Annotated in this window: 21 protein-coding genes; 9 read left to right on the forward strand and 12 right to left on the reverse strand. The window is 71.6% G+C overall.

Annotated features, from left to right (window positions below; translation table 11 throughout):
* Nucleotides 1–99: 99 nt before the first annotated feature.
* Nucleotides 100–2,415 carry a beta-L-arabinofuranosidase domain-containing protein gene (locus ADL03_RS20915; RefSeq protein WP_053735198.1) on the reverse strand — a complete coding sequence of 772 codons (2,316 nt, stop codon included), beginning with the start codon at nt 2,413–2,415 and terminating at the stop codon, nt 100–102.
* A 578-nt stretch (nt 2,416–2,993) separates the two neighbouring features.
* Nucleotides 2,994–3,944 carry a DMT family transporter gene (locus tag ADL03_RS20920; RefSeq protein ID WP_053735199.1) on the reverse strand — a complete coding sequence of 317 codons (951 nt, stop codon included), beginning with the start codon at nt 3,942–3,944 and terminating at the stop codon, nt 2,994–2,996.
* A gap of 83 nt (nt 3,945–4,027) precedes the next feature.
* Here ADL03_RS20920 and ADL03_RS20925 point away from each other — a divergent pair, with 83 nt between their 5' ends.
* A complete protein-coding gene (locus ADL03_RS20925; protein WP_082373317.1) occupies nt 4,028–4,582 on the forward strand; it encodes a CGNR zinc finger domain-containing protein in 555 nt (184 codons plus the stop codon).
* Between the two features lie 7 nt (nt 4,583–4,589).
* On the opposite strand, the gene ADL03_RS20930 is transcribed toward ADL03_RS20925, so the two are convergent.
* Nucleotides 4,590–6,014 (reverse strand): NAD(P)/FAD-dependent oxidoreductase, encoded by a 1,425-nt coding sequence (locus ADL03_RS20930; RefSeq protein WP_053735200.1) that lies wholly within the window; start codon nt 6,012–6,014, stop codon nt 4,590–4,592.
* Nucleotides 6,015–6,119: 105 nt separating this feature from the next.
* Between ADL03_RS20930 and ADL03_RS20935 the strand changes: the two genes are divergently transcribed.
* Nucleotides 6,120–7,316: a PucR family transcriptional regulator gene (locus tag ADL03_RS20935; protein WP_369808997.1), complete on the forward strand. Its 1,197-nt coding sequence runs from the start codon at nt 6,120–6,122 to the stop codon at nt 7,314–7,316.
* 40 nt (nt 7,317–7,356) lie between these two features.
* Here ADL03_RS20935 and ADL03_RS20940 read toward each other — a convergent pair whose 3' ends face one another.
* The gene (locus tag ADL03_RS20940; RefSeq protein WP_053735202.1) at nt 7,357–7,587 is read right to left on the reverse strand and encodes a hypothetical protein; all 231 of its coding nucleotides are present in this window, start codon (nt 7,585–7,587) and stop codon (nt 7,357–7,359) included.
* Between the two features lie 222 nt (nt 7,588–7,809).
* On the opposite strand from ADL03_RS20940, the gene ADL03_RS20945 reads away from it, so the two are divergent.
* Nucleotides 7,810–8,082: a hypothetical protein gene (locus tag ADL03_RS20945; protein WP_053735203.1), complete on the forward strand. Its 273-nt coding sequence runs from the start codon at nt 7,810–7,812 to the stop codon at nt 8,080–8,082.
* Complete coding sequence (locus ADL03_RS20950) at nt 8,079–8,282, forward strand: cold-shock protein (protein ID WP_053735204.1); 204 nt, start codon at nt 8,079–8,081, stop codon at nt 8,280–8,282. The genes ADL03_RS20945 and ADL03_RS20950 overlap by 4 nt, the downstream gene beginning before the upstream one ends.
* Nucleotides 8,283–8,635: 353 nt before the next feature.
* Here ADL03_RS20950 and ADL03_RS20960 read toward each other — a convergent pair whose 3' ends face one another.
* The 3 genes from ADL03_RS20960 to ADL03_RS20970 form a co-directional block, all read right to left on the reverse strand.
* Nucleotides 8,636–9,664 (reverse strand): amidohydrolase family protein, encoded by a 1,029-nt coding sequence (locus ADL03_RS20960; protein WP_053735206.1) that lies wholly within the window; start codon nt 9,662–9,664, stop codon nt 8,636–8,638.
* A gap of 70 nt (nt 9,665–9,734) precedes the next feature.
* Complete coding sequence (locus ADL03_RS20965; RefSeq protein ID WP_053735207.1) at nt 9,735–10,247, reverse strand: MarR family winged helix-turn-helix transcriptional regulator; 513 nt, start codon at nt 10,245–10,247, stop codon at nt 9,735–9,737.
* A 57-nt stretch (nt 10,248–10,304) separates the two neighbouring features.
* Nucleotides 10,305–11,093, reverse strand: coding sequence for an SDR family NAD(P)-dependent oxidoreductase (locus ADL03_RS20970; protein WP_053735208.1), 789 nt, complete (start codon nt 11,091–11,093; stop codon nt 10,305–10,307).
* 116 nt (nt 11,094–11,209) lie between these two features.
* Between ADL03_RS20970 and ADL03_RS20975 the strand changes: the two genes are divergently transcribed.
* Entirely contained in the window at nt 11,210–11,803 is a 594-nt protein-coding gene (locus ADL03_RS20975; protein WP_053735209.1) for a TetR/AcrR family transcriptional regulator, read from the forward strand.
* 291 nt (nt 11,804–12,094) lie between these two features.
* Here the strand turns inward: ADL03_RS20975 and ADL03_RS20980 are convergent, their stop codons facing one another.
* On the reverse strand, nt 12,095–12,835 hold the full coding sequence (locus tag ADL03_RS20980) for a helix-turn-helix transcriptional regulator (RefSeq protein ID WP_053735210.1): 741 nt from the start codon (nt 12,833–12,835) through the stop codon (nt 12,095–12,097).
* A gap of 53 nt (nt 12,836–12,888) precedes the next feature.
* Here ADL03_RS20980 and ADL03_RS20985 point away from each other — a divergent pair, with 53 nt between their 5' ends.
* Together ADL03_RS20985 and ADL03_RS20990 are read left to right on the forward strand one after the other, a co-directional pair.
* Entirely contained in the window at nt 12,889–14,139 is a 1,251-nt protein-coding gene (locus tag ADL03_RS20985; RefSeq protein ID WP_053735211.1) for an MFS transporter, read from the forward strand.
* Between the two features lie 71 nt (nt 14,140–14,210).
* Entirely contained in the window at nt 14,211–15,491 is a 1,281-nt protein-coding gene (locus ADL03_RS20990; protein ID WP_197288511.1) for an ArgE/DapE family deacylase, read from the forward strand.
* Nucleotides 15,492–15,509: 18 nt separating this feature from the next.
* On the opposite strand, the gene ADL03_RS20995 is transcribed toward ADL03_RS20990, so the two are convergent.
* The 3 genes from ADL03_RS20995 to ADL03_RS21005 all read right to left on the reverse strand — a co-directional run bounded on the left by ADL03_RS20995 (nt 15,510) and on the right by ADL03_RS21005 (nt 18,349).
* A complete protein-coding gene (locus ADL03_RS20995; protein WP_082373319.1) occupies nt 15,510–16,259 on the reverse strand; it encodes a hypothetical protein in 750 nt (249 codons plus the stop codon).
* Between the two features lie 258 nt (nt 16,260–16,517).
* Nucleotides 16,518–17,666 (reverse strand): BMP family protein, encoded by a 1,149-nt coding sequence (locus tag ADL03_RS21000; RefSeq protein WP_231642079.1) that lies wholly within the window; start codon nt 17,664–17,666, stop codon nt 16,518–16,520.
* A 125-nt stretch (nt 17,667–17,791) separates the two neighbouring features.
* Complete coding sequence (locus tag ADL03_RS21005; protein ID WP_053735213.1) at nt 17,792–18,349, reverse strand: TetR/AcrR family transcriptional regulator; 558 nt, start codon at nt 18,347–18,349, stop codon at nt 17,792–17,794.
* Nucleotides 18,350–18,447: 98 nt separating this feature from the next.
* Here ADL03_RS21005 and ADL03_RS21010 point away from each other — a divergent pair, with 98 nt between their 5' ends.
* Nucleotides 18,448–19,341, forward strand: a complete 894-nt coding sequence (locus ADL03_RS21010) for an NmrA/HSCARG family protein (protein WP_053735214.1) — start codon at nt 18,448–18,450, stop codon at nt 19,339–19,341.
* Between the two features lie 3 nt (nt 19,342–19,344).
* On the opposite strand, the gene ADL03_RS21015 is transcribed toward ADL03_RS21010, so the two are convergent.
* A complete protein-coding gene (locus ADL03_RS21015; RefSeq protein WP_053735215.1) occupies nt 19,345–20,706 on the reverse strand; it encodes a hypothetical protein in 1,362 nt (453 codons plus the stop codon).
* A 201-nt stretch (nt 20,707–20,907) separates the two neighbouring features.
* Here ADL03_RS21015 and ADL03_RS21020 point away from each other — a divergent pair, with 201 nt between their 5' ends.
* Nucleotides 20,908–21,792 (forward strand): helix-turn-helix transcriptional regulator, encoded by an 885-nt coding sequence (locus ADL03_RS21020; RefSeq protein WP_053735216.1) that lies wholly within the window; start codon nt 20,908–20,910, stop codon nt 21,790–21,792.
* Nucleotides 21,793–21,811: the final 19 nt, after the last annotated feature.

A 21,811-nucleotide genomic window follows, 5' to 3' on the forward strand; every position in this document is an offset into this window, starting at 1 on the left:
CGGGGGCTCGTGCTCGCGACCGTCCGGAGTGGAGTGACGGTCGCGAGCCGCGCCGGTGGGAAGGACCCGCGCCCCCGTACGGGAGCGCGGGTCGTGGCATCAGTTGGCGACCAGGCGCCAGCGGTTGTCCGCGCTGCCGTTGTCGGAGTCCTGCACGACCTGCGCGCCCGCGGCGGTGGAGCCGTTGAGGATCGCGAGCAGCTTGCCGCTGTTGGCGTTGCGGATCTTGTAGGTGCCGTCGCCCTGGGCGAGCAGCGTCCACCGGTGGTCGGCGGTGCTGGTGTCCGACCACTGCAGGACGCGGGCGTTGTCGGCGGTCGACATGTTCTCCACACCCAGCACCTTGCCGCTGTGCACGTTGCGCAGCCGCACGTCGGAGCCGTCGGTGATCATCTGCCAGTTGTGGTCGGCGGTGCCGTTGTCGCTCCACTGCACGGCCAGGCCGCCGTCCGTGGTCGACATGTTCTGGATGCCGAGCACCAGACCGGTGCCGACGTTGACCAGCCGGTGGCTGGCCACGCTGCCGCCGCCGGCGTTCCAGTAGACGGTGTAGTTGAAGCCCTGCGCGTCGTGGAATGGCCCGAGGTTCACCTGCGTGCCGTTCGCCGTCGCGGTGAACGCCAGCGCCGTCGTGCTGGTGCGGGTCACGGAGGCGACGTTCAGCGACGGCAACGACGACAGCGCGGTGTTGCCGTAGTTGCCCGCCAGCACCGCCGGGCCGTAGGTCAGCGCGACGACACTGCCGTTGTCGTTGGCGGGCTGGGCGACCACGCGCATCGGCAGCTTCAGCGTCACCACGTCACCGGAGGCCCACAACCGCGACAGCGACGCGTAGGTGCCGGGCGTGGCGGCCACGTCCTGCGCGACGCCGTTGACGCTGATGCTCGCGCCCGTGGCCCACGCCGGGATGCGCAGCCGCATCGTCCACGACCCGCCCGCGTTGCCGGTGACGGTGAGCGTGGTGGTGTCGCTCGCCGGGTAGGTCGTGCTCTGCGTGACCGTGATGCCGCGCGACGACCACGTGAGCACCGACGGCGTGTACAGGTTCACCGTGAGCGTGGTGCCGTTGTAGAAGTAGATGGAGTCGGCGAGCTTGGTGTTGGTCTCCAGGCCGGTGCCCTGGCAGCACCAGAACGTGCCGTAGTCCGTGCTCCAGTTGCCGCCGCCCCATGCCGGGCCGGTGTTGCCGCGCCGGTGACCGGGGTTGAGGCCGGTGAAGTAGCAGATGTGGCCGTGCGGGTCGGCCGGGTTCTGCTGGCCGATCAGGTGGTTGAGCAGCGCCCGTTCGTAGTAGTCGAAGTAGGCCGCCCGGTTGGGGTCGAGCAGCCACAGCTCACGGGTCAGCTTGAGCATGTTGTAGGTGTTGCACGCCTCGCACGAGTCGGTGTTGAGGTAGGTGGCGATGGCGTTGGGCGCGCGGAAGTGCTCGGCCTGGCTGTTGCCGCCGATGACGTAGGTGTGCGCGCCGACGGTGATGTTCCAGGCGTTGAGGGCGATGTCGCGGTACCGGGTGGTGCCGGTCGCCTTGTACTCGCGGGCCGCACCGATCCACTTCGGCACCTGGGTGTTGGCGTGCAGGCCGTTGAGCCGGTCCTGGTTGGCGGCCAGCGGGTCGAACACCGCGGCGTGGTCGAACCGCTGCGCCGTCGTCAGCCAGCGGGAGTCGCCGGTCTGCTGGTACAGGTCGGCGAGCACCGCGTTCATGCCGCCGAACTCCGTGCCCAGCACGCGTTGCATCACGCTGTAGGACAGCCGGGACGTGCGCCAGTCCACCCAGCCGGCCATGCGCAGCAGCACGTCCCGCGCCTGGTTGTTGCCGAGGTAGCGCCACGCGTCGAGCAACCCGGCGAGGGTCTTGTGCAGCGAGTAGTAGGAGACGGACTTGGGCGAACCGGCCTCCATCGCGTCGAAGTCCGACTCGGGGAAGCCGGACAGGTAGCCGGTGTTGAATCCGGCCGCCCCGTTGTTCGCCTGGCACTTGGCCAGTTCCGCGACCATGTAGTTCGCCTTGTCCCGGCACGTCGTGTCGCCCAGCACCGCCCACGCCTGCGCCCAGGCCGTGAGGAAGTGGCCCTGGCTGTGCGTGCGGAACGGGAAGTTCGGCGCCTCCCAGCCACCCAGCGCCGCGGCGCCGTTCGTGGACAGCCGGTGGTTGGCGCGGAAGTTGTAGAGCAGCCGGTCCACGTCGACGAACCGCAGGTAGGACAACGTCCGGCTCTGGTTCTCCTGCCACCGCCCCGACGTCAGCCGCACCTCGGACAGGTCGAACGCGAAGGCCGACACACCCGCGTCACCGCGCACGGGCGGCACGGTGGCCGCCTGCGCGGAACCCGTCAGCAACGCCGGTGCCGCGGTCGCGACGGCGGCCACACCCGCGGCCTGGAAGAGCCTGCGTCGACTCAGCGATGAGGACATGAGGATGCTCCAATTGGTCGGCGAACGCCGCGGCGGTGGGGTGCCGCGGTGGCGCGGCAGGGGAGTGGCGGCCGCGTGACGTGATCGACCTGCGCCGCTGGCGCATGGGACCGGGCTGACCGCATCGACACCCCCGACGTCGTCATTGACGGGCGGTCGAGGCACGCGGGTGCCGGGCCCACCCAGGGCTCGGGTGCCGCACCGTCGCGGCCCCGGCACGGAATGTAGCCACCGCGCCACCACGCGGTCAACGCTCAATTGTGAGCGCTAACTTTTAGTCGCGGCGGCGTGAGGCGTTAGAACGATGGGCAATTTGGCGGAACTGTGCCCTTGATTCTGTCGTTCGGGTCCGGCTGCTGTTAGCGCTCACATCGGGTAGGGCCGGGTGTGTGCCACCATTTGCAGTAGTGGGTGTGCCACCGTGCCGCTCATCGGCGGGGCGCTCGCCGGGTGTCCAATGTGGACCAACGAGCGCCCCGCACGCATGATCGACGGCGTTGAGCGAGGTCCTGCTGCACGGTGTGGAAGTCCACAATGGACTTGAGAAGACCCGGGCGGCATGGCGCTCTCGGCTGTTGCTAGGGCGTGTACGCGCCCGCCGGAGCAACGGGAGCCGGTTCCACCTGTTGCCGTTCCGCCCGGACCGCGGCGATGCCGGCCAGGATCAGCACACCACCGGCGAGCTGCACCGGTGAAAGTCCCTGGCCCAGCAGCAACCACGCGAAGACCGACGCGGAGACGACCTCCAGCAGTGCGATGAACGACGCGAGCCGCGAGCCGAGGATGCCGGAGGCGGTGATGCCGGTCGCGTAGGCCACCGCCGTGCCGATGACCGCGACGACGAGCAGGGGCACCCACCAGGCCGTGGTCGTGTCGAACAGGGGCAGGTCGCCGAACGTCGCGGTGAACGGCAGCAGACCGGTCACCCCGATCACCGCCAGCACGGGCACGGCCAGCAGCAGCCCGGCTCCGGCGAGCGCGACCGGGGGGAGGCCTTCGTTGGGCCGTGCGGCGATCACGAAGTACACGGAGCAGCCGATGGCGGCACCGAAAGCCGCGGCCAGGCCGATCGGGTCCACGGCCTGGATCGCGCCGGGGCCGATCACGAGCACCAGGCCGCCGACCGCGAGCACCGAGCCGAGCAGGACCACGGGTGCGGGCGTCCTCCTGTTGACCGCCCAGGTGTAGCCGACCAGCAGCAGTGGCGCGAGGAACTCGATGAGCAACGCGGTCGCCACCGGGATGCGCTGGATCGCGGCGAAGTAGAGGACCTGCGTGACCGCCACGCCGACGACGCCCATGCCCACCACCGACCACCGCGCCCGCAGCAGCGCGGACCACTTGCCGCGCAACGAGAACAGGACGAACGGGAGCAGCACCAGCCCCGCGGTGAGCGCGCGGGCCGTCACGGCCGCGGTCGGTGACCAACCGGCGTCCAGGAGCGGTTTGACGAACGCGCCCGAGGTGCCGAACGAGATGAACGAGACCGCTGCCGCGACCAGGCCGGTGGACTTCGCCGGAATCCCCATGCTTGCCTCCCGTACCGCACCGCCGTCATGGCCTAACCTGACTTACGCCCCTGACGCTAGGTCGGTTCCGGTAAGGAGTCAATTTGCGTTTTGCCCCTGACACGGAGGACTCGCTCGCGTTCGTCGTGGCCCTGTGCAACACCGAACCGCCGGCGTCGCGCAGCGGTGAGGACGAGCTGGCCACCGTCGACCAGCTCGCGGACCTGCTGGTCCGCTTCGGCTACTCCGGCCGCATCGACCACGACGAGGCGGAGCTGCACGACGTCCACCGCGCCCGTTCGCTGCTGCGGCACGTGTGGACCCTCAGCCGCGACGACGCCGTGGAAGCGGTCAACAAGATGCTGCGCGACGCCAAAGCACTCCCACGGCTCGTGCGGCACGACGCGCTCGACTGGCACATGCACGCCACCGAGCCCGACTCGCCGCTCGCCGAGCGGATCCGGGTCGAGGCCGCGCTCGCGCTCATCGACGTGATCCGCATGAACGAGACGGACCGCCTGCGGATCTGCGCGGCCGACGACTGCACCGGCCTGCTGCTCGACCTGTCCCGCAACGGTCTCAAGCGGTTCTGCAGCGTGCGGTGCGGCAACCGGATGAACATGATCGCGTTCCGGGAGCGCCGCGCGGACCGCGGCTGAGGAGGGGCTACGCGCCCGTCGTGGTCGTGGCCTTCGACGAGGCGAGGCGCAGGTGCTCGTCGCCGACCTCGCCGCCGCGCAGCAAACCGACGTCCTCCGCGTAGGACATCGACATCACCCACGGTGCGGCGGGCCCCTGCTTCGGCAGGTCCGCCAGCGACCGCCGCACGTACCCCGCGCCGAAGTCGAGCAGTGGCCGGGTGGGCATGTCCGGGTCGGCGACCGCCCACGCGGTGTCGTTGCCGGTGGCGTCCAGGTGCGCCAGCAGCCGGCAGAAGTACTCGCACAGCAGGCCGATCTTCAGCGTCCACGACGAGTTCGTGTAACCGATGGCGAGCGCGAAATTCGGTACGCCGCTGAGCATCATGCCCCGGTAGACCACCGTGTCCGGGACGCTCACCGGGCGGCCGTCGACGGACAGCTCGATCCCGCCGGCCACCAGCAGGTTGAGTCCGGTCGCGGTCACGATGACGTCGGCCTCGACCACCTCGCCGGACGCCGTCTCGACGCCGTCCGGGGTGAACCTCGTGGTCCGTGCGGTCACCACTGACGCCTTGCCCGCGCGGATCGCCTTGAACAGGTCACCGTTCGGCACGACGCACAGGCGCTGGTCCCACGGGTCGTACGGCGGGTTGAAGTGCTCGTCGACCGGAAAGCCCTCCGGCAGCGACCTGCGGTTCGTCCAGCGGATCAGCTTGCGCGCGGTCTGCGGGAAACGGCGGCAGAACCGCCAGATCAGCCGTTGCTGCGCGATGTTCTTGCGCCGGGTCAACGCGTACGCGCGTTCTTCCGGCAGCAGCCGCCTGAGCAGGTTCGCCACGCCGTCCTTGCTCGGCAACGGCAGCACGTAGCTCGGGGTGCGCTGCAGCATCGTGACGTGCGCCGCCGACTTCGCCAGCGCGGGCACCAGCGTCACCGCCGTGGCGCCGCTGCCGATCACGACCACGCGCTTGCCGGTGGTGTCGAGGTCGGCCGGCCAGTGCTGCGGGTCGTCGTAGCGGTAGTAGCCGGACGCGCAGAAGATCCAGTTCGCCGTGAGCGCGACCGTCTCCCCGGTGTCGCCGCGCAGCACCTCGACCCGCCACCGCCCGTCGGCCGACGACCAGTCGGCGCGCACGACCCGGTGGTGGAACCGGATGTGCGGTTCGAGGCCGTTCTCGGTCACGGTGCCGCGCAGGTACGCCAGGATGCGGTCGGCGCCCGCGATCGACTCCTCGTCGCGCCACGGCTTGAACTCGTAGCCGAACGTGTGCAGGTCCGAGTCCGACCGGATGCCGGGGTAGCGGAAGAGGTCCCAGGTGCCGCCGCTCGCGGCGCGGCCCTCCAGGATCGCGAAGGTCTTCCCCGGATGACGCTCCCGCAGGTAGCGGGCGGCCCCGATGCCGGAGATGCCCGCTCCGACGATCAGGACGTCGAGGTGCTCGGCGGTCATGACTGCTCCCTCGGTCGGCTGGGTCCCAGCCTGCCGAGTCCGGGACGTTCCGCAAAGGCACAATCTGCCACTCATGATGCCATCCTGTGGTGCACAATGTGCGCCATGTGGCCGCTTCCCGCCCCCGCGGTGCGCGACCTGCTGCGCAGGGGCGCGGAGATCGCGCTGAACCCGCGCGCGGAGTGGCTGCACGAGCTGCACGCGGCGGTGTTCACCGGCGACCGGATGCGGGTGCTGGCCGAGGACCCGGTGCTGTCCGAGGCGTTGCGCCGCAACACCGTGTCCAACCTGGTCCACTGGGCGGCGGCGAACGTGCAGGACCCCGGCCACCGGGTGGCGCCCAACGTCGGCCCCCAGACCCTCGGCCTCGCCCGCGACCTCGCGCGCCGCGGCCTCGACGAACGCGTGCTCGACTCCTACCGCACCGGCCAGAGCGCGGCCTGGCGGCGGTGGATGGAGATCTGCTTCGAGCTCACCTCCGACCCGGCGCTGCTGCGCGAGCTGCTCGACCACTCGTCGCTGTCGATCTCGACGTTCCTGGACGACACGATCGCCGCGCTGACCGCGCGCATCGAGGCCGAGCGCAAGGAGCTCACCGGGGGCAGCCACGCCGAACGCCGGGCCGTGGTGTCGCTGCTGCTCGAAGGCGCGCCGATCCACCGCCGCCACGCCGAGGAACGGCTGGGCTACGGGCTGACCGGCGCCCACACGGCCGCGATCGTGTGGTCCACCGCCGGTGCCGCGCTGGAGGGTGCGGCCGAGACGCTCACGCGGACCAGCGGCGCCACCCGCCGGCTGACGGTCGTCCCCGGCGCGTCGGTGCTGTGGGTGTGGCTGCCGGTGGCCGACGTGCCGCGGGAGCTGGAGACCGCTCTGCGCGAGCACCCCGGCGTGCGGGTGGCGGTGGGCCGCCCCGGCCGTGACGTGGAGGGGTTCCGCCGCAGCCACCTGGACGCGCTGGCGACGCAGCGGATGCTCACCAGGCTGACCTCACCGCGCCAGGTCGCGCGCTACCAGGACGTCCACCTCGTGGTGCTGCTCAGCGCGGATCCGGCGCAGGCCGACGAGTTCGTGGCCGACGCGCTCGGCGACCTGCGCTCCGCCGACCAGGACACGATCGACACGCTGCACACCTACGTGGCCGAGCAGTGCAACACCTCGCGCACCGCCGAACGCCTCTACACCCACCGCAACACGGTGATCAGGCGACTGGCGCGAGCCGACGACCTGCTGCCGCGACCGCTCGCCGAGAACGTCGCGGGAGTCGCGGCCGCGCTGGAACTGCTGCGCTGGCGCGGCTGAGCCGCCGTCCACACGGGACAGACGTCGTGCGGGTCCGGGCTCAGCGGTTCGACGACGGGAACCGGCCACCGGGACTGCCGAGCGCGACCAGGTCCGTGTACTGGTCCTGCCACGACCGCTCGGTCGCGAGCAGGTCCGCGAGCCGCTGCACCCAGGTGTCGTCCACGGTCCGCGCGGTGCCGGTCGCCAGGTGGCGGGCTGTCTCGTCGCGCGCCTTGAGCCACTCGGACAGCGTGGTTTCCAGCGTGGGGCCACCTTGTTGCTCCGACATGGATCAGGACATTACGCGTTCCACCCGCACATGTCCGGTGTCGTTGGGCTAGTCTGGGAGGTGTTGGGGTTCCAGCCACGGCCATCCGGCCGACGCGGTCCCCGATCCCGTCCGGTCCGGTGGTTCTCCGGCCGGAGACAGGAGTCCCGGCTTGTCGCCGGAAAGTCAGTCTTCGCCTGCCCGTCCGCCAGCGGTGTGCTCGTCCGATGAGCCGAGGCTCTCGTGAGGCCGCAGAAGTCCCACGCCGCCGTCGACTTCGCCGAGGCGCGACTGTCCGCGGAGCGAGCGGGCGTCCTCAACCAACGCCAGGCCGCCAAGCGGGTCGCTGAGCACTCCCTCGACGTGGGCGACTGCCGTGAGCTGCTGCTCATGCTCGGACTGGCGGATCTGCCGCCGGTGTCGCGCGACGTGCTGACGCGCAGCGACCAGCACACCACCCCGACTTTCCCGGAGGCGTTCGACGTGTTCCGGCCTGCAGGAGGAGCGCGCGGATGAGCCGAGGTACCGTGAAGTGGTTCAGTGGCAGCAAGGGTTTCGGCTTCATCGCGCCCGAGGGCGGCGGGGCTGACCTGTTCATGCACCACTCCGACGTGCAGGGCTACGACTTCGGGGGCATCCCGGACGACCAGGCCGTGGAGTTCGAGCTCGGTGAGGGCCGGAAGGGACCGCAAGCGGTCTCCGTGCGGATGCTCTGACCGGACTGCGCGCACCGGCCGGTCCGGCGTTGACCGGCCGGTCCCGCACCGGTCGAAGTGGACGGTTTCCCCGGTGCCCGAGGCGGGAAGACCAGGGCACCACACCGTCTGCGGTGAGCACGCGCGGGAACTTGAGAGAAAGCCGGAAACACATGAACAAGCAGTTGGGTTCGACGCGTGACGGGCAGGCCGGCGCACAGTCGTCGAGCGCAGCGCCCTCGCTCTTCAGCCACCCGGACGTGCACCACGCCAGCACCCCGTCCGGGGTGCCGCAGCAGGGCTCGTACACAAATCTGTTCCGTGAACCCGCCGACGGATCCCCGGACGTGAACTGACCACGTCCCCCGATCGCGTCACCGCGGCACTGCGACCCCGCGTTTCCACACGCGGACGACGTCGCGGGTCGCGGTGATGTCCGTCGACGGGTCCCTGGCGAGCAGCACGAGGTCCGCGCGCCTGCCCGCCGCGATGATCCCGCGGTCGTCCAGCCCGAACACCGCCGCGGCCCGCGTGGTCGCCGCCGAGAGCGCGTCGGCCGGGCTGAGCCCGGCGGCCACCAGCAGCGCCAGCTCCTCGTGAACGGCGCCGCCGTGCGCGACGCGGGCGGGCGAGGTGTGGTCGGAGTTGGCGTCCGTGCCCAGGACGATCGTCGCACCCGCGTCGTGCAACGCCGCGGTCGAGGCGAGCGCCTGGCCGAAGTGCAGCGACCTCGGCCGGAACGGCATGCGGAGGCCGTCCAGGATCGTGCGCATCATCACCAGCGTGGGTGACACGGCCGTGCCCGCGGCGGCGACCCGCCCGGCCAGTTCGGGCGTGAGCGTGGTGCTGATCGGTGCGTGCGTGATGACGTCGGCGCCCGCGTCGAGCGCGGTGGTGTAGGCCCGCGGTGACGCGGCGTGGACGACGACCTTCTTCCCGGCCCGGTGTGCTTCGGCCACGATGGCGGTGACGGTGTCCCGGTCGAGCGGTCTCGGCTGGAACGGCAGAAGCTTCTCCTCCACCACGACCTTGAGGTGGTCGGGGTCCTGGCGCAACCGCTCGGCCACCCACCGCGCGGCGTCGAAGGGACCGCGCACCGCCGTGGAGGCCGGGTACCCCATCTTGCGCACGGCGGTGCCACGCACGGCGCACGCCGGGTGGGAGACGCCGCGGACGTCGGCCCGGTCGTCGGACTCGTTGTCCCGCAACGCCCGCAGGTCGTCCCAGCGGGTGGTGCCCATGTCGAGCATCGTCGTCACGCCCCACCGCAGCCCGGCGGCGAGCTCGTCGGCGTGTCCGATGTGCACGTGGGTGTCGATAAGGCCGGGCAGCAGGTAGCCGCCCCGCCCGTCGACGACCTCGCCGCCGGTGCCATCGGTGATCACGCCGTTCTCGACACCCACGGACGTGAGCGGGCCGAAGGTGCCTTCCGCGGTGAACGGGTGGACGTCGGTGATCGTGAACCGGGAGATGTCACACCTCCGTCGCGGCGGTGGTGCGCCGGTCGAGCGTGCCGAGCACCGCCGCGAGCGCCGCCACGGCAGCGTGGACGTCCGCCGGATCGGCCCCGCCCACCAGCTCGTGCTGGGCGGCGACGACCTCGCGGACCACCCGCTCGGCCGTCACCGCACCCTCGGGCGTCAGCACGATCCGCCTGCCGCGCCCGTCCGTCGCGTCCGAGGTCAGCGCGGTGAGACCACGGCGTTCCAGCGACCGCAGCACGTTGCTCAGCCCGCCGGTCGTGAGCAGCAGCCGGGACGACAGCTCCAAGGGCCGCAGGTGGGGCTCACCCGCCGTCAGCAGCGTGCCGAGCACGTCGTACTCGGCACGGCTCAGACCGAACCGCGCCAGCACGGCGACGGTGACGCGGTCGGTGAGCGCGTGCATCCGTGCGACGCGTTTCGTCAGCTCGATCGTCTGCGCCGGCAGCTCCGGCGCGTGCCGTGCCCACCACGCCACCACCCCGCCCACCAGGTCCGTCTCCACGCGCCCTCCGCCTCCGCCAGGTACCTTTCAACACAGCTTTAGCGAAAGGTACCTGGGTCAGGCGCTCTTCATCGCGCCACCGTGGACGCTCCAGTTCGACCCGATGGCGCTCGGCATGGTGGGCGACGCGAGTAGGACCACCGCGCGGGCGATCTCGCTCGGGTCGATCAGCTCGCCGGTCACCATTCCCATCTGCTCGGGCAGCGCGGCCACGAGCGCGGCGTGCTCCACGCCGAGGTTCGCCGCGATGTCGGCCGCGAACCCGTCCGCACCCACCAGCAGGTCGGTGCGCGTCCCGCCGGGCGTGACGGCGTTGATGCGGACGCCCATCCGGCCCGCCGAGTCGGCGAGGCCGCGGGTGAACGCGTTGAGCGCCGCCTTGGCCGCCGCGTAGGGCAGCGGCGCGGTGTGCGGGTCGCGGGCGCTGCTGGAGCTGATGTTCACCACCGCGCCCCGCGTCTTGGCGAGCGCGGGCAACGCGGCCCGTGTGATGCGCACGGCGGCGTCGAGGTTCAACGCGAACACCGTCGCCCAGGTGTCGTCGTCGCCGTTGAACGGGTCGTCGAGCATCCCGTCCGGACGGTCGCCGCCGCCGGCGTTGTTGACCACGACGTCGAGCCGGTCGTCCTGGGCGAGCACGGTCTCCACGAGCCGCACCGGTCCATCCGAAGTGGACAGATCAGCCGGGACGAACACCGCCCCGGTGGCGGCGAGCTCCGGCGTGGCCCGGCGCGCGGTGGCGACGACGGACGCCCCCTCGGCGACGAACGCCCGCACGACGGCGAGCCCGATGCCCTTGCTCGCGCCGGTGACGAGCACGCGCTTGCCTTCGAGTTGCAGGTCCATGACGTGGTTCCTTCCGTGGCGGTCAACCCTCCCTTTAAGTGATACACAGCTGTCTCAGTTAGCGCAACAACTGCGACAGTGAAGTATCGTTTACCCAGACGACGGGTGGAGGGGACATGAGCACGTCCACGGGCGCGCGCAGGCTGAGGGCGGACGCGGAGCAGAACACCGCGCGGATCCTCGCGGCCGCCGCGGAGGTGCTGGCCGCGGACCCGGCGGCGTCGCTGGAACGCATCGGCGAGGCGGCCGGGCTGGCCCGCGCCACCGTGCACCGCCGGTTCGCCTCCCGGCAGGCGCTGCTGGAGGCGTTGACCGAGCAGCTCAACCAGCGCTACCTCAGCGCACTCGACCAGTCTCGAATGGACACCGCGCCACCGCTGGTCGTGTTCCGGCGGCTCACCGAGATCGTCTTCGAGCTCAAGGTCAGCCACCGGTTCGCCATGGAGCTGATGGGCGCGCAGGACGGGTGCCGCGGCGGGCTCAGCCCCGAGGTGGCGGCCGGGCTCGAGCAGGTCTTCGACCGGCTGCGCGAGGCGGGGGAGATCACCGCGACGGGTGCGGACTGGTGCCGTCAGGTGTACCTGGCGCTGCTGCACGAGGTGCACCAGCTGCCCGACGACGCGGCGGATCTCGTCGCGGCCGGCTCGTCGCGGCCGGAGCTGGTGGTGAGGTCCGTGGTGGGGGCGCTGGGCGGGTCTCAGCGGTCCTGAGCCGGGTGGGCCGGCCGTCGGTGTTGGGCTGGGTGTGAGGCGGCGTCGGCTTGGAGCTGGGTGGGACGCCTGTTGGCGTTGGGCCGGGTGTGAGGTGGCGTCGGCCTTGAGTCGGGTGAGATGCCTGGCGGTGTTGCGCCGGGGCACGGGAGATGTCGGCCTGAGCCGGGTGGGACGCCTGTCGGTGTTGCGCTGGGTGCGGGGAAGTGTCGGCTTGGGCCCGGGTAGGGCGCCCATCGGTGTTGCGCTGTGTTCGAGGCCGCGTCGGCTTCGATCCGGGTGCGGCGCCCGTCAACGCTGACCGGAGCCCACCCGTTCGCCTGCCCGGTAGGCGCCCGGCGTCTGGCCCGTCGTGCGCGCGAACGAGTCGACGAACGCGCTCGTCGTCGCCCACCCGCAGCGGTGTGCCGTCGTGGTGACGGAGGTGCCCGCGCTGAGTTCGAGCATCGCGTGGAACACCCGGACGTTGGTGCGCCACTGCGGGTACGTGCTGCCGAACTCGGCGCGGAACAGCCGGGCCAGCTGCCGGTCGCTCGTGCCCGACCGGCGGGCCAGCCAGGTCATCGTGCGCGGGGTGGCGAGGTCGTCGGTGACGAGGCGGCAGGCGTGGGCGAGGCGGGGGTCGCGGGCGGTCGGCAACGTCAGGGCTGCCAGGTCGGCGCGCCGCACGCGGTCGCGGATCACCGCCCGCAACCGGCGTGCCTCCGGTGCGGGCAGGTCCGGTTCCGTGCAAGCCATCAGCAGTTCGCGCAGCAGGGCCGACACGGCGATCACGGTGGGCCGGACGCCGGGGAAGAGCGCTTCGTGCGCCGGAAACCGGAGCAGGTGCACCTCGACGTGGCCGTGGACGCGGTGCTCGTGCCAGCACTCGGCGGGCGTCCAGATCGCCCGCTGCGCACCGGCGACCCACGTGCCGTGCTCGGTGCTCACCGCGAGGACGCCGCTGCTGACGTAGAGGAGCTGGTGCTCGCCGTCGTGCCGGTGCCTGGCGATCACCTCGCCGGGCAGGTGGCGATGGCGGCTTTCCGACACAACTCGACAGTTTATCGGAAGTCCTGCGGCCCGCTGTCGATCACCGTGGACGCATGAGACGGTTCTTCGCCGACACCAGGCCGCTCGCGATCCCGGCCTTCCGCAGGACGTTCGCAGGGCAGGGCACCGCGGTGGTCGGTTTGTCGATCACGGCGGTCGCCGTTCCGGTGCAGCTCTACGACCTCACCCGCTCCTCGCTCGTGGTCGGCCTGAGCGGGCTGGTCGGTCTGCTCCCGATCGTCGTGTTCGGGCTCTACGGGGGAGCGGTCGCCGACGCGGTGGACCGGCGCAGGCTCTACCTGCTGTCGTCCTCGGTGTCGTGGGCCGCCACGCTCGGGCTGCTCGCCCAGAGCCTCGCCGGCGTCCGGTCGCCGGTGCTGATCCTCGCGCTGGTCGCCGTGCAGGCGGGCAGCTTCGCGGTGTCGTCGTCGGTGCGCGGGGCGATCATCCCGCTGCTGGTGCCGGTCGGCCTCGTGCCCGCGGCCAACGCCCTCAACCACACCGTCGCCACCCTCGGCCAGGTGCTCGGGCCGCTGCTCGCGGGTGTCCTCATCGGACTGCCTGGCGGGTTCTCCCTCGCCTATGCCGCCGATGCGGTCCTGTTCACCGCCGCGCTGTACGCCGCGTTGCGCCTGCCCTCGTTCGGTGTCGCGGACCCGCTGGGCCGTCCGGGACTGCGGTCGGTCGTCGAGGGGCTGCGGTTCCTCGGCGGGAACCCGGTGCTGCTGATGTCGTTCGCCGTCGACATCGCCGCGATGGTGCTGGCGACGCCGGAGGCGTTGTTCCCGCAGGCGGCCGCCACCCGGTTCGACGGCAGCGTGGGCCCGCTGTACTCGGCGATCGCGTTCGGCTCGGTCCTGGCCGGGCTGCTGGGCGGCTGGATCGGTCGCGTGCGCAGGCAGGGCGTCGCGCTGACGCTCGCCGTCGTGGTCTGGGCGGCCGCCATCGCCGTCGCCGGGTTCGCGTCGAGCCTGTGGGTGGTCGTGCTGCTGCTCGTCGTCGCCGGGGCGGCGGACCTCGTGAGCGCCGTCTACCGCCAGACGATCCTGCAGAGCTTCGTGCCCGACCGCCTGCGCGGCCGGTTGCAGGGCGTCTTCACGGTGGTCGTCAGCGGTGGCCCGCGCCTGGGCGACCTGCGGGCCGGTGTCATGGCGGCGGCCACCACCTTCACCCTCGCGTGGTCCGGGGCCGCGGTGCTCTGCGTCGTGGTGGTTCTCGTCGGCGCGGTGTGCGTGCGGTCGTTCTGGCGTTATGACGCGCAAGTCGCTCACCGTGACGAGCCGACTCCGGTGCACAGTGGATGATCGTGGCGCGGCCGAAGTTGGGCTGACACGGCGATTGTGAGCGCCTGCCCGGCGAACCTAGTCTCCGGCTCGTGACGACGACTGCGAACGTGAGCGACGTGGAGGCGGCCGCGCTGGCCGCCGTGGACGAGGCCGCCATCGGCCGGATGTTGCTGGAACTGCTGGAGGTTCCGAGCGTGACGGGCAGTGCGGCGGAGTCCGAGCTCCAGCACGTGCTGGCCCGCCGCCTGGAGCACCTGGACCTCGACGTCGACCTGTGGCCGATGGACCTGCCGGAGCTGAGATCGGACCCCCGCTTCCCCGGCGGCGAGGCGCCCCGCACCGAGGCCTGGGGCCTGGTCGGTGAGACCCGGCGGCGCGGCGACGGGCCGACGCTGGTGTTGCAGGGGCACGTCGACGTCGTCCCGCCCGGTGACCTCGCGCGGTGGGAGGGCGACCCGTTCCGGCCGCGCATCACCGGCGACGTGGTCCACGCGCGCGGCGCGTGCGACATGAAGGCCGGCGTGGTGGCGATCGTGGCGGCCCTCGACGCGATCAGGGCGGCGGGCACGTCGTTGCGCGGTCAGGTGGCGGCGCACTTCGTCGTCAGCGAGGAGGACGGCGGGCTCGGGGCGTTCGGCACGTTGCGCCGCGGCCACACCGGTGACGCCTGCATCATCACCGAACCGACCGGCGGCGTGCTCATGACCGCCAACGCCGGTGCGCTCACCTTCCGCATCGAGGTGCCCGGCCGGGCCACGCACGGCAGCACGAGGTACGCGGGCGTGAGCGCGATCGACGCCTACCTGCCCATCCACCAGGCACTCGCCCGTCTGGAAGCACGCCGCAACGCCGGCGCCGACCCGCTGATGTCGGACTACCCGATCCCGTACCCGCTGTCGGTCGGCACGGTACGGGCCGGTGACTGGGCCAGCAGCGTGCCGGACCTGCTGGTGGCGGAGGGAAGGCTCGGTGTCCGGCTGGGCGAGGACCCCGCGCAGGCCCGTGCCGAACTGGAGCTGTGCGTGGCCGAAGCGTGCGCGGCCGACCCGTGGTTGCGCTCCCACCCCGCCGTCGTGACGTGGCCGGGAGGGCAGTTCGCCAGCGGCCGGCTGGCGGCGGGACATCCGCTGGCCGCACTGGTCGGAGCCGCCCACGCCGACGTGACCGGCAGCGTCCGTCCCGTGGAACGAGGCGCCCCGTACGGCAGCGACCTGCGGCTGTACGCCGAGGCGGGCATCCCCACGCTGCAGTACGGGCCCGGCGACGTGCGCCTCGCCCACGGCCCCGCGGAACAGGTCGCCGTGAGCGAGGTCGTCACCGTCACGCGAGCGCTGGTGCTCGCGACCCTGCGCACGGTCGGCTGCGACTAGCCGCCCGCGCGCCGCGGCTCAGCCGCTGACCGAGGCGGAGAAGTTGTCGACCGCCAGGCCGGCACCGCCGTTCCACGGCTCGAACCCGGCCTGGATGCTGGTCAGGTACCAGGAGCTGGTGATCGCACCGCGGTTGCGCACGTCGTTGACGAAGTCCAGCACGTTGAACGACCAGGAGTTGATCGGCGACGGCGCGACGTAGGAGATCACGTTGTTGGAACCGTTGCTGCCGCGCCACACCTGCCAGCTGCGGCCGCCGACGTTGGTCGTGCCGACGACGCTGCCGATGGGCTGGATCGAGCCCTGGCGGTTGAACCAGATCATGATCTCCATCTGGTTCACGCCGTTCGTCTTCGGCGTGGGGTCGAGCCAGATGTCGTACGCGGCGTCGTAGGTGCCTCCGGCGTACCGGTAGTTGATCGACGACGTGGCGCTGCGGATCCGGCTCACCTGCATCGGCAGGGTCGAGCCGGGGGAGCAGTTGGTGTAGTGGCAGCCGAGGAACACCGACGGGTACGACACCGGCGCCCCGTTGGTCGGTGCCGAGCCCTGCTGCCTGGTGATCTGGAAGCCGGACGACGTGACGTTGATGCACTGCTGCGCCGAGGTGCCCCACCGGTTGTTCTGGACCACGTAACGGCCCTGGATGGTGGTCGACCCGTACTGGTCGCAGATGGTCACGTCGGCTTGTGCTGGACCCGCTGTCGCGACGAACGTGCTCGCGACCAGCAGGCCGGCGGCGATGACGGCACGGATGGTCCTTCGCATGGTGACTCCTATGGCAAGGTTCTGGGAGCGCTCCCAGGGTACCGGGGTGTCAACGGTCGCGCTGATTGCGCACGCCGCTCACCTCGGCTTTTGCCATTCGAACAGCGCTGGTGCGTTGAACGACGAACACCGTCGGCGAGCCGCGTTCGACGCCTGCCGCAAACACCACACCGGCCCTGTTCGACGCGTGGGTCGAACAGGGCCGGTGTGGTCGGAGGTGGTTCGATCAAGCGCTGGCAGCTGAGAAAGAGGCAGCGGCTACGGCTGGTCGGCGACCTTGATCTTGCCCTCGATGATCTGCGCCTTGTAGGCCTCCAGGATGCCCTTGAGCCGGTCGTCGATCTTGCCGCCGGACGTGGCGTACCCGACGCCGTCCACCTTGAGGTCGAACACCTTCGGCAGCGACCCGAGGTCGTTCTTCGCGGCGGCGCGGTAGAAGTCGTACACCGCGACGTCGACCCGCTTGAGGCTGGACGCGACGATGACGTCCCTGGTGTTCGCGAGGGCCGGCTGGTTGTACTGGTCGGCGTCGCAGCCGATCGCCAGCACGCCCGCCTGCTTCACGGCGGAGAACACGCCGATGCCGGACGCGCCGGCGGCCGGGTAGAGGACGTCGGCGCCCTTCTCGATCAGGCCCTTCGCGACCTCCTGGCCCTTCGGCGGGTCCTGGAAACCGGTGAAGTCGCCGGCCGGGGTGATGTACTTCTTGTCCACCTGGACCTTCGGCGCCGCCGTGCGCGCGCCCTGGGCGTAGCCGGCCTCGAACTTCTGGATCAACGGGATGTCCACGCCGCCGACGAAGCCCACGTGGCACTTCTTGCTCTGGTACGCGGCGACGACACCGGCCAGGAACGCGCCCTCCTGCTCGGCGAACACCAGCGGCGTCACGTTGGCCGCACCGTCCACAGCGGAGTCCACGAGTCCGAAGCGGACGTTCGGGAACTCCGGCGCGACGACCTTCAGCGACTCGGTGTAGGCGAAGCCGACACCGACGATCGGGTTGAAGCCCTGGGCCGCGAGCTGGCGCAACCGGGTCTGCTTGGCCGCCTCGTCCTCGTTCGGGGCGGCGGACAGCTCACGGGTGTTCTCCTTGCGCACCCCGAGCTCCTTGATCGCCCGGTCGAAGCCGGCGGCGGCGAGGTCGTTGAACGACGCGTCGCCGCGGCCGCCGATGTCGTAGGCCAGGCCGATCTTGAGCGCGCTGCCGTCGATCTTCTCGCCGGCGGCGGCGCTGGTGCTCGACGTGGCGGGTGCGGTGGGCGGCGTCGCGAGCTCGCACGCGCCGCCGGTGGCGGTGTTCGTCGACCCGGTGCCGCCACCCCCTGAGTCCTTCGCGCAGGCGCTCAGCACCATGAGGCTGGACAACGCGATCGCGGCAACTGCGGTGCCACGCGTACGACGGCGCACGGGTCGTTCCTCCCTGCTCAGCAAGCAGACCCCGGCGGCGGGTGCCGGGGCCACTAGCGACGGACGGTACCTCGCGCTCCGATCGAACCGTGTGAGCGCTCACCTGGTGGGACCGGCGGAGCCGGTCAGCGGACCGGGCTGATCCCCGCCACGGCCAGCGCGAACAGCCGGTCTGCCGCGGCGGCCGGGTCCTGGTGGTGCTCGGTGACCGTCACGATCCCGACGATCAACGTGATCAGCTCGACGACCGTGACGTCCGCCGCCACCGCACCGTCCCGCACTGCCCGGTGCAGCAACGGCAGCGCCGCCTCCTCAAGCGCCGTGGCGCAGGAGTTCTGGTGCACCGGGTCGCCCTCGTAGGCCAGGGCGGTGGCAAGTCCTTTCGCGGCAACGCAGTACGTGACCACCTCGGTCAGCCACGCGAGCAGCACCGCCCTGCTGTCGCCCGTCCCGGCCAGCTCGCGCGCCCGCTCGCACAGCGCCTCGATCCGGTGCCGGGACACGGCTTCCAGCAGCGCGTGCCGGGTGGGGAAGTGGCGGCGCACGGTCGCCGATCCCACGCCGGCGACGCGGGCGATCTGTTCGAGCGACGCGGCGGCGCCGTGCTCGGCGACCTCCTGCTCGGCCACGGCGAGGATCCGCTCGTGGTTGCGGCGGGCGTCGGCACGCTGGCGATCGGCCATGTCAACCTCGTGCTTGCTAAGTGGCGGGGTCCGCCATATCGTAGCGAACGGATAAACGGCGGGCCCCGCCGTTTACGTTTCCGCTGTTGAGGAGAGACATGTCCGCACCAGTGCTGGTGACAGGAGCGACCGGCAAGCAGGGTGGCGCGGCCGTTCGCGCGCTGAGCGCGGCAGGCGTCCCGGTGCGCGCGTTGGTCCGCGACCCGGACGCCGAACGTGCCCAGGCCCTGGGCGTCGAGCTCGTCGCCGGCGACCTGACCGACCGCGGGTCGCTGGACCGCGCCGCGAAGGGCGTCCGCGCGGTGTTCTCCGTGCAGATGCCGCCGTTCACCGGGACCGGCTTCGACTTCGACGGCGAGGTCGCCCAGGCTGTCAACCTCATGGAAGCCGCGCTGGAACAGGGCGTGCCGCAGTTCATCCAGACGACCGTCGACGGCGCGGGTCAGCACACCGCGGACGAGCGCTACCCGACCTGGAGCGCGTCCATGAACGCCAAGGCCGCGATCGCCGACCGGGTCCGCACGGCCGGGTTCGACCGCTGGACGTTGCTCAAGCCCGGCTTCTTCATGGAGAACTTCCTGCCCTCGGCCGGTTTCCTGTTCCCGCGCGGCGTCGAGGGCGGGCTGGTGAGCGTGCTGAAGCCCACCACCCGGCTGTCCCTGGTCGCGGTGCGCGACATCGGCACGGCGGTGGCGGCCGCCGTCGCGGAGCCGGACCGGTTCGACCGCGTCGAGCTGGAGCTCGCGGGCGACCACCTGTCCATGGCCGAGATCGCCGCCGTCCTCTCCGAGGTGCTCGGCACCGGACTGTCCGCACCGGACATGACGGTCGAGCAGGCGCGCGCCGCCGGGATGCCGGAGATGGGCGCCGACCACGACCGGATGAACGAGACCGGCATGGCCGGCCGTCCTGAGTTCGCCGTGCGGCTCGGTCTGCCGCTCACCCGGTTCGCCGAGTGGGCCCGGGACCAGTCCGACGCGTTGCGGCGCTGACGGTCACGGGCAGGGCGCGAACAACCGCCGGGTGCCCGGACCGCTGTAAGCGGCGCGGTCGGTGAACCGGCAGCCGAAGTCGGGTGCCGCCACGGCAGCACGGTCGCCGATCACGTCACCGGCGGGCTTCTTCCCGTGCTCGGTCCACGCCACGAGGTCGTTCCACGCCGCACCCGCCTCGGCCGGTGAGAACTCGCAGTGGGCCACCGTGCGGACCGCCCGCTGCACCAGCCACCCCGACTGACCGGTGCGGGCGGCGTCGGCGCGGTAGTCCTGCTCCATCGAGAACGGGACGAAGAGGTCGCCCAGCCCGTGCAGGGACAGCACCGGAACGCCCGGCCGGCCGGCGATCCGCGGCACCTCGGTGAGCGCGGGGGACAGGCGGGTGCGCCAGTCGCGTGGCGCCACCCGCTGCACCTCGCGGTCGAGGTCGACCGGTGAGTTCGGCCGGTAGCGCGTGCCGAGGTTGGTGGCCAGCCGTCCGGGGTCCAGCGCGAGCGGGGCGTCGTCGGCCGGTGGCGTCGCGAGACCGAACAGGAAGTCCTTCCAGTACGCGAAAGCGGGTGTCGCACCGGGGCGTGGGCCGCCGCTGCGGTCGACCACGACCGAGCGGAACTGGGCACCGCGGCCGGTCACGGTGTCCGGGCCGCCGGGGACGAGGGTGCTCAGCCCGAGCGCGTCCTGGATGCGCGGGACGACCGCGGTCAGGTAGTCGGCGGGCACCGGGTAGGAGCCGATCCCGGAGAGCGCCTGCGCCGTCAGCTGGTAGTCGAGGAAGAAGTCGAACAGCTCGTGGTCACCGAGCACGCCGCACATCGGCAGCGCGCCGTCGTAGAAGCCGGGGTACTGCTCCAGCGACCGGCCGATGACGTGCCCGCCCATCGACACCCCGGCGATGAGGACCTGCCTGGGCTTGGCGACCAGGCGGCCGAAGTGCTCGGCCAGGTCACGCGTCGCCGTGACACCGGCGCGGACGTCGTAGCCGTTGGTGTAGTAGGAGGACGCGGCCCAGGCGTAGCCCTGGGCGAGCATCCTGGTGCGCAGGCCGAAGGCCGGCGGGTCGACCGTGAGCACCGTGCCGGTGCCGCGGTAGCCGTGCGCCCACATGGCCAGCCGGCCGTTCCACCTCGCGGGCACCTCGACGGTGTAGGCCGAGTGCCGGTGGATGCCCTGCAACACCCTCGTCGGCCGGCCGTCGACCACCTCCGGTGCCAGCGGCGGGTTGTCGACGGTGTGGCCGGGCAGCGGCTGGTCATCGGGAACCCGGTGGTCGATCCCCGGCACGGCCTGCGGTTCGGCCACCGCGGGCGCGCCACCGGCGAGGAGGACCAGCCCCAGCAACGACACCACGAGCCGCTTGCGCATGCCACACCTCCGTTGGCCACCATGCCGGTTCATTCCACCCCGGCGGAGTAGTCGTGGTCACCCTCCCAACGGGCGAATGAGCGGAGGACGCCGGCCCTGCACATCCCTGGCCATGCACATCCCTGGCCGTGCATATCCCTGGCCGTGCATATCCCTGCCTGGGAGAGGTAACGCTCCCGGAACCGGCACATACTCGGACGCATGAGCGGAACTGCACGGCTGGGGGACTTCCTCAGGACGCGGCGCTCGCAGCTGCGTCCCGAGGACGTCGGCGTGCCGACCTACGGCGACCGGCGCCGCGTCCCCGGCCTGCGACGGGAGGAACTGGCGCGGCTCGCCGGCGTGAGCAGCTCCTACTACACCCGGCTGGAACAGGGGCATTCGCCGAGCGCCTCACCCGAGGTCCTCGACGCGCTCGCCGGCGCCCTGCGGCTCGACGACGCCGAACGCCAGCACCTGCACGCACTGGCCAGACCGGCGAGACAGGCCAGTCGACCCCGCAGGCCGGCGCCGGAACGCGTCAGCGAGGCGACCGCCCAGCTGCTCGACGCGCTGGCGAACGTCCCCGCGATCGTGCTCGGCCGCCGCAGCGACGTGCTCGCCTGGAACGGCCTGGGACACGCGCTGTTCGCCGGTCACCTCGACTTCCACGCGGTACAGGCTCCATGCCGCCCCAACATGGCCCGGTTGGTGTTCCTCGACCCGCACACCCGCGAGCTCTACGCGGACTGGCCGGGCAAGGCCAGGGCGGTGGTCGGCAACCTGCGCCTGATGGCGGGACAGCACCCCGACGACGCCGCCCTGCACGAGCTCGTGGGACAGCTCAGCGCGACCAGCACCGAGTTCGCCTCGATGTGGGCCGACCACCGCGTCCGGACGTGCACCACCGCCGAGCACACGATGAGGCATCCGCTGGTCGGCCCGCTGACCGTCACGCAGCAGACCCTGAGCACCGGACCGGGCCCGTCCGTCGTGGTCGCCACCGCGGCGGCCGGTTCACCGTCGCACACCACGCTGACCCTGCTCGCCCAAGCCACGGCACCGAACACCCCGCTCCGGCCGGTGGACCGGGTGTGCGGCAGCTGACTCCCGGCGTGGCGTTCGT

The organism is Nocardia sp. NRRL S-836 (assembly GCF_001279525.1).
In the GTDB taxonomy this organism is placed as follows: domain Bacteria; phylum Actinomycetota; class Actinomycetes; order Mycobacteriales; family Pseudonocardiaceae; genus Lentzea.

What these genes read in the sequence shown, in the direction of transcription:
- ADL03_RS20915 (WP_053735198.1), bottom strand. Translation starts at nt 2,415, where the DNA reads ATGTCCTCATCGCTGAGTCGACGCAGGCTCTTCCAGGCCGCGGGTGTG.
- ADL03_RS20920 (WP_053735199.1), bottom strand. Translation starts at nt 3,944, where the DNA reads ATGGGGATTCCGGCGAAGTCCACCGGCCTGGTCGCGGCAGCGGTCTCG.
- ADL03_RS20930 (WP_053735200.1), bottom strand. Translation starts at nt 6,014, where the DNA reads ATGACCGCCGAGCACCTCGACGTCCTGATCGTCGGAGCGGGCATCTCC.
- ADL03_RS20935 (WP_369808997.1), top strand. Translation starts at nt 6,120, where the DNA reads ATGTGGCCGCTTCCCGCCCCCGCGGTGCGCGACCTGCTGCGCAGGGGC.
- ADL03_RS20940 (WP_053735202.1), bottom strand. Translation starts at nt 7,587, where the DNA reads ATGTCGGAGCAACAAGGTGGCCCCACGCTGGAAACCACGCTGTCCGAG.
- ADL03_RS20950 (WP_053735204.1), top strand. Translation starts at nt 8,079, where the DNA reads ATGAGCCGAGGTACCGTGAAGTGGTTCAGTGGCAGCAAGGGTTTCGGC.
- ADL03_RS20970 (WP_053735208.1), bottom strand. Translation starts at nt 11,093, where the DNA reads ATGGACCTGCAACTCGAAGGCAAGCGCGTGCTCGTCACCGGCGCGAGC.
- ADL03_RS20975 (WP_053735209.1), top strand. Translation starts at nt 11,210, where the DNA reads ATGAGCACGTCCACGGGCGCGCGCAGGCTGAGGGCGGACGCGGAGCAG.
- ADL03_RS20985 (WP_053735211.1), top strand. Translation starts at nt 12,889, where the DNA reads ATGAGACGGTTCTTCGCCGACACCAGGCCGCTCGCGATCCCGGCCTTC.
- ADL03_RS20995 (WP_082373319.1), bottom strand. Translation starts at nt 16,259, where the DNA reads ATGCGAAGGACCATCCGTGCCGTCATCGCCGCCGGCCTGCTGGTCGCG.
- ADL03_RS21005 (WP_053735213.1), bottom strand. Translation starts at nt 18,349, where the DNA reads ATGGCCGATCGCCAGCGTGCCGACGCCCGCCGCAACCACGAGCGGATC.
- ADL03_RS21010 (WP_053735214.1), top strand. Translation starts at nt 18,448, where the DNA reads ATGTCCGCACCAGTGCTGGTGACAGGAGCGACCGGCAAGCAGGGTGGC.
- ADL03_RS21015 (WP_053735215.1), bottom strand. Translation starts at nt 20,706, where the DNA reads ATGCGCAAGCGGCTCGTGGTGTCGTTGCTGGGGCTGGTCCTCCTCGCC.
- ADL03_RS21020 (WP_053735216.1), top strand. Translation starts at nt 20,908, where the DNA reads ATGAGCGGAACTGCACGGCTGGGGGACTTCCTCAGGACGCGGCGCTCG.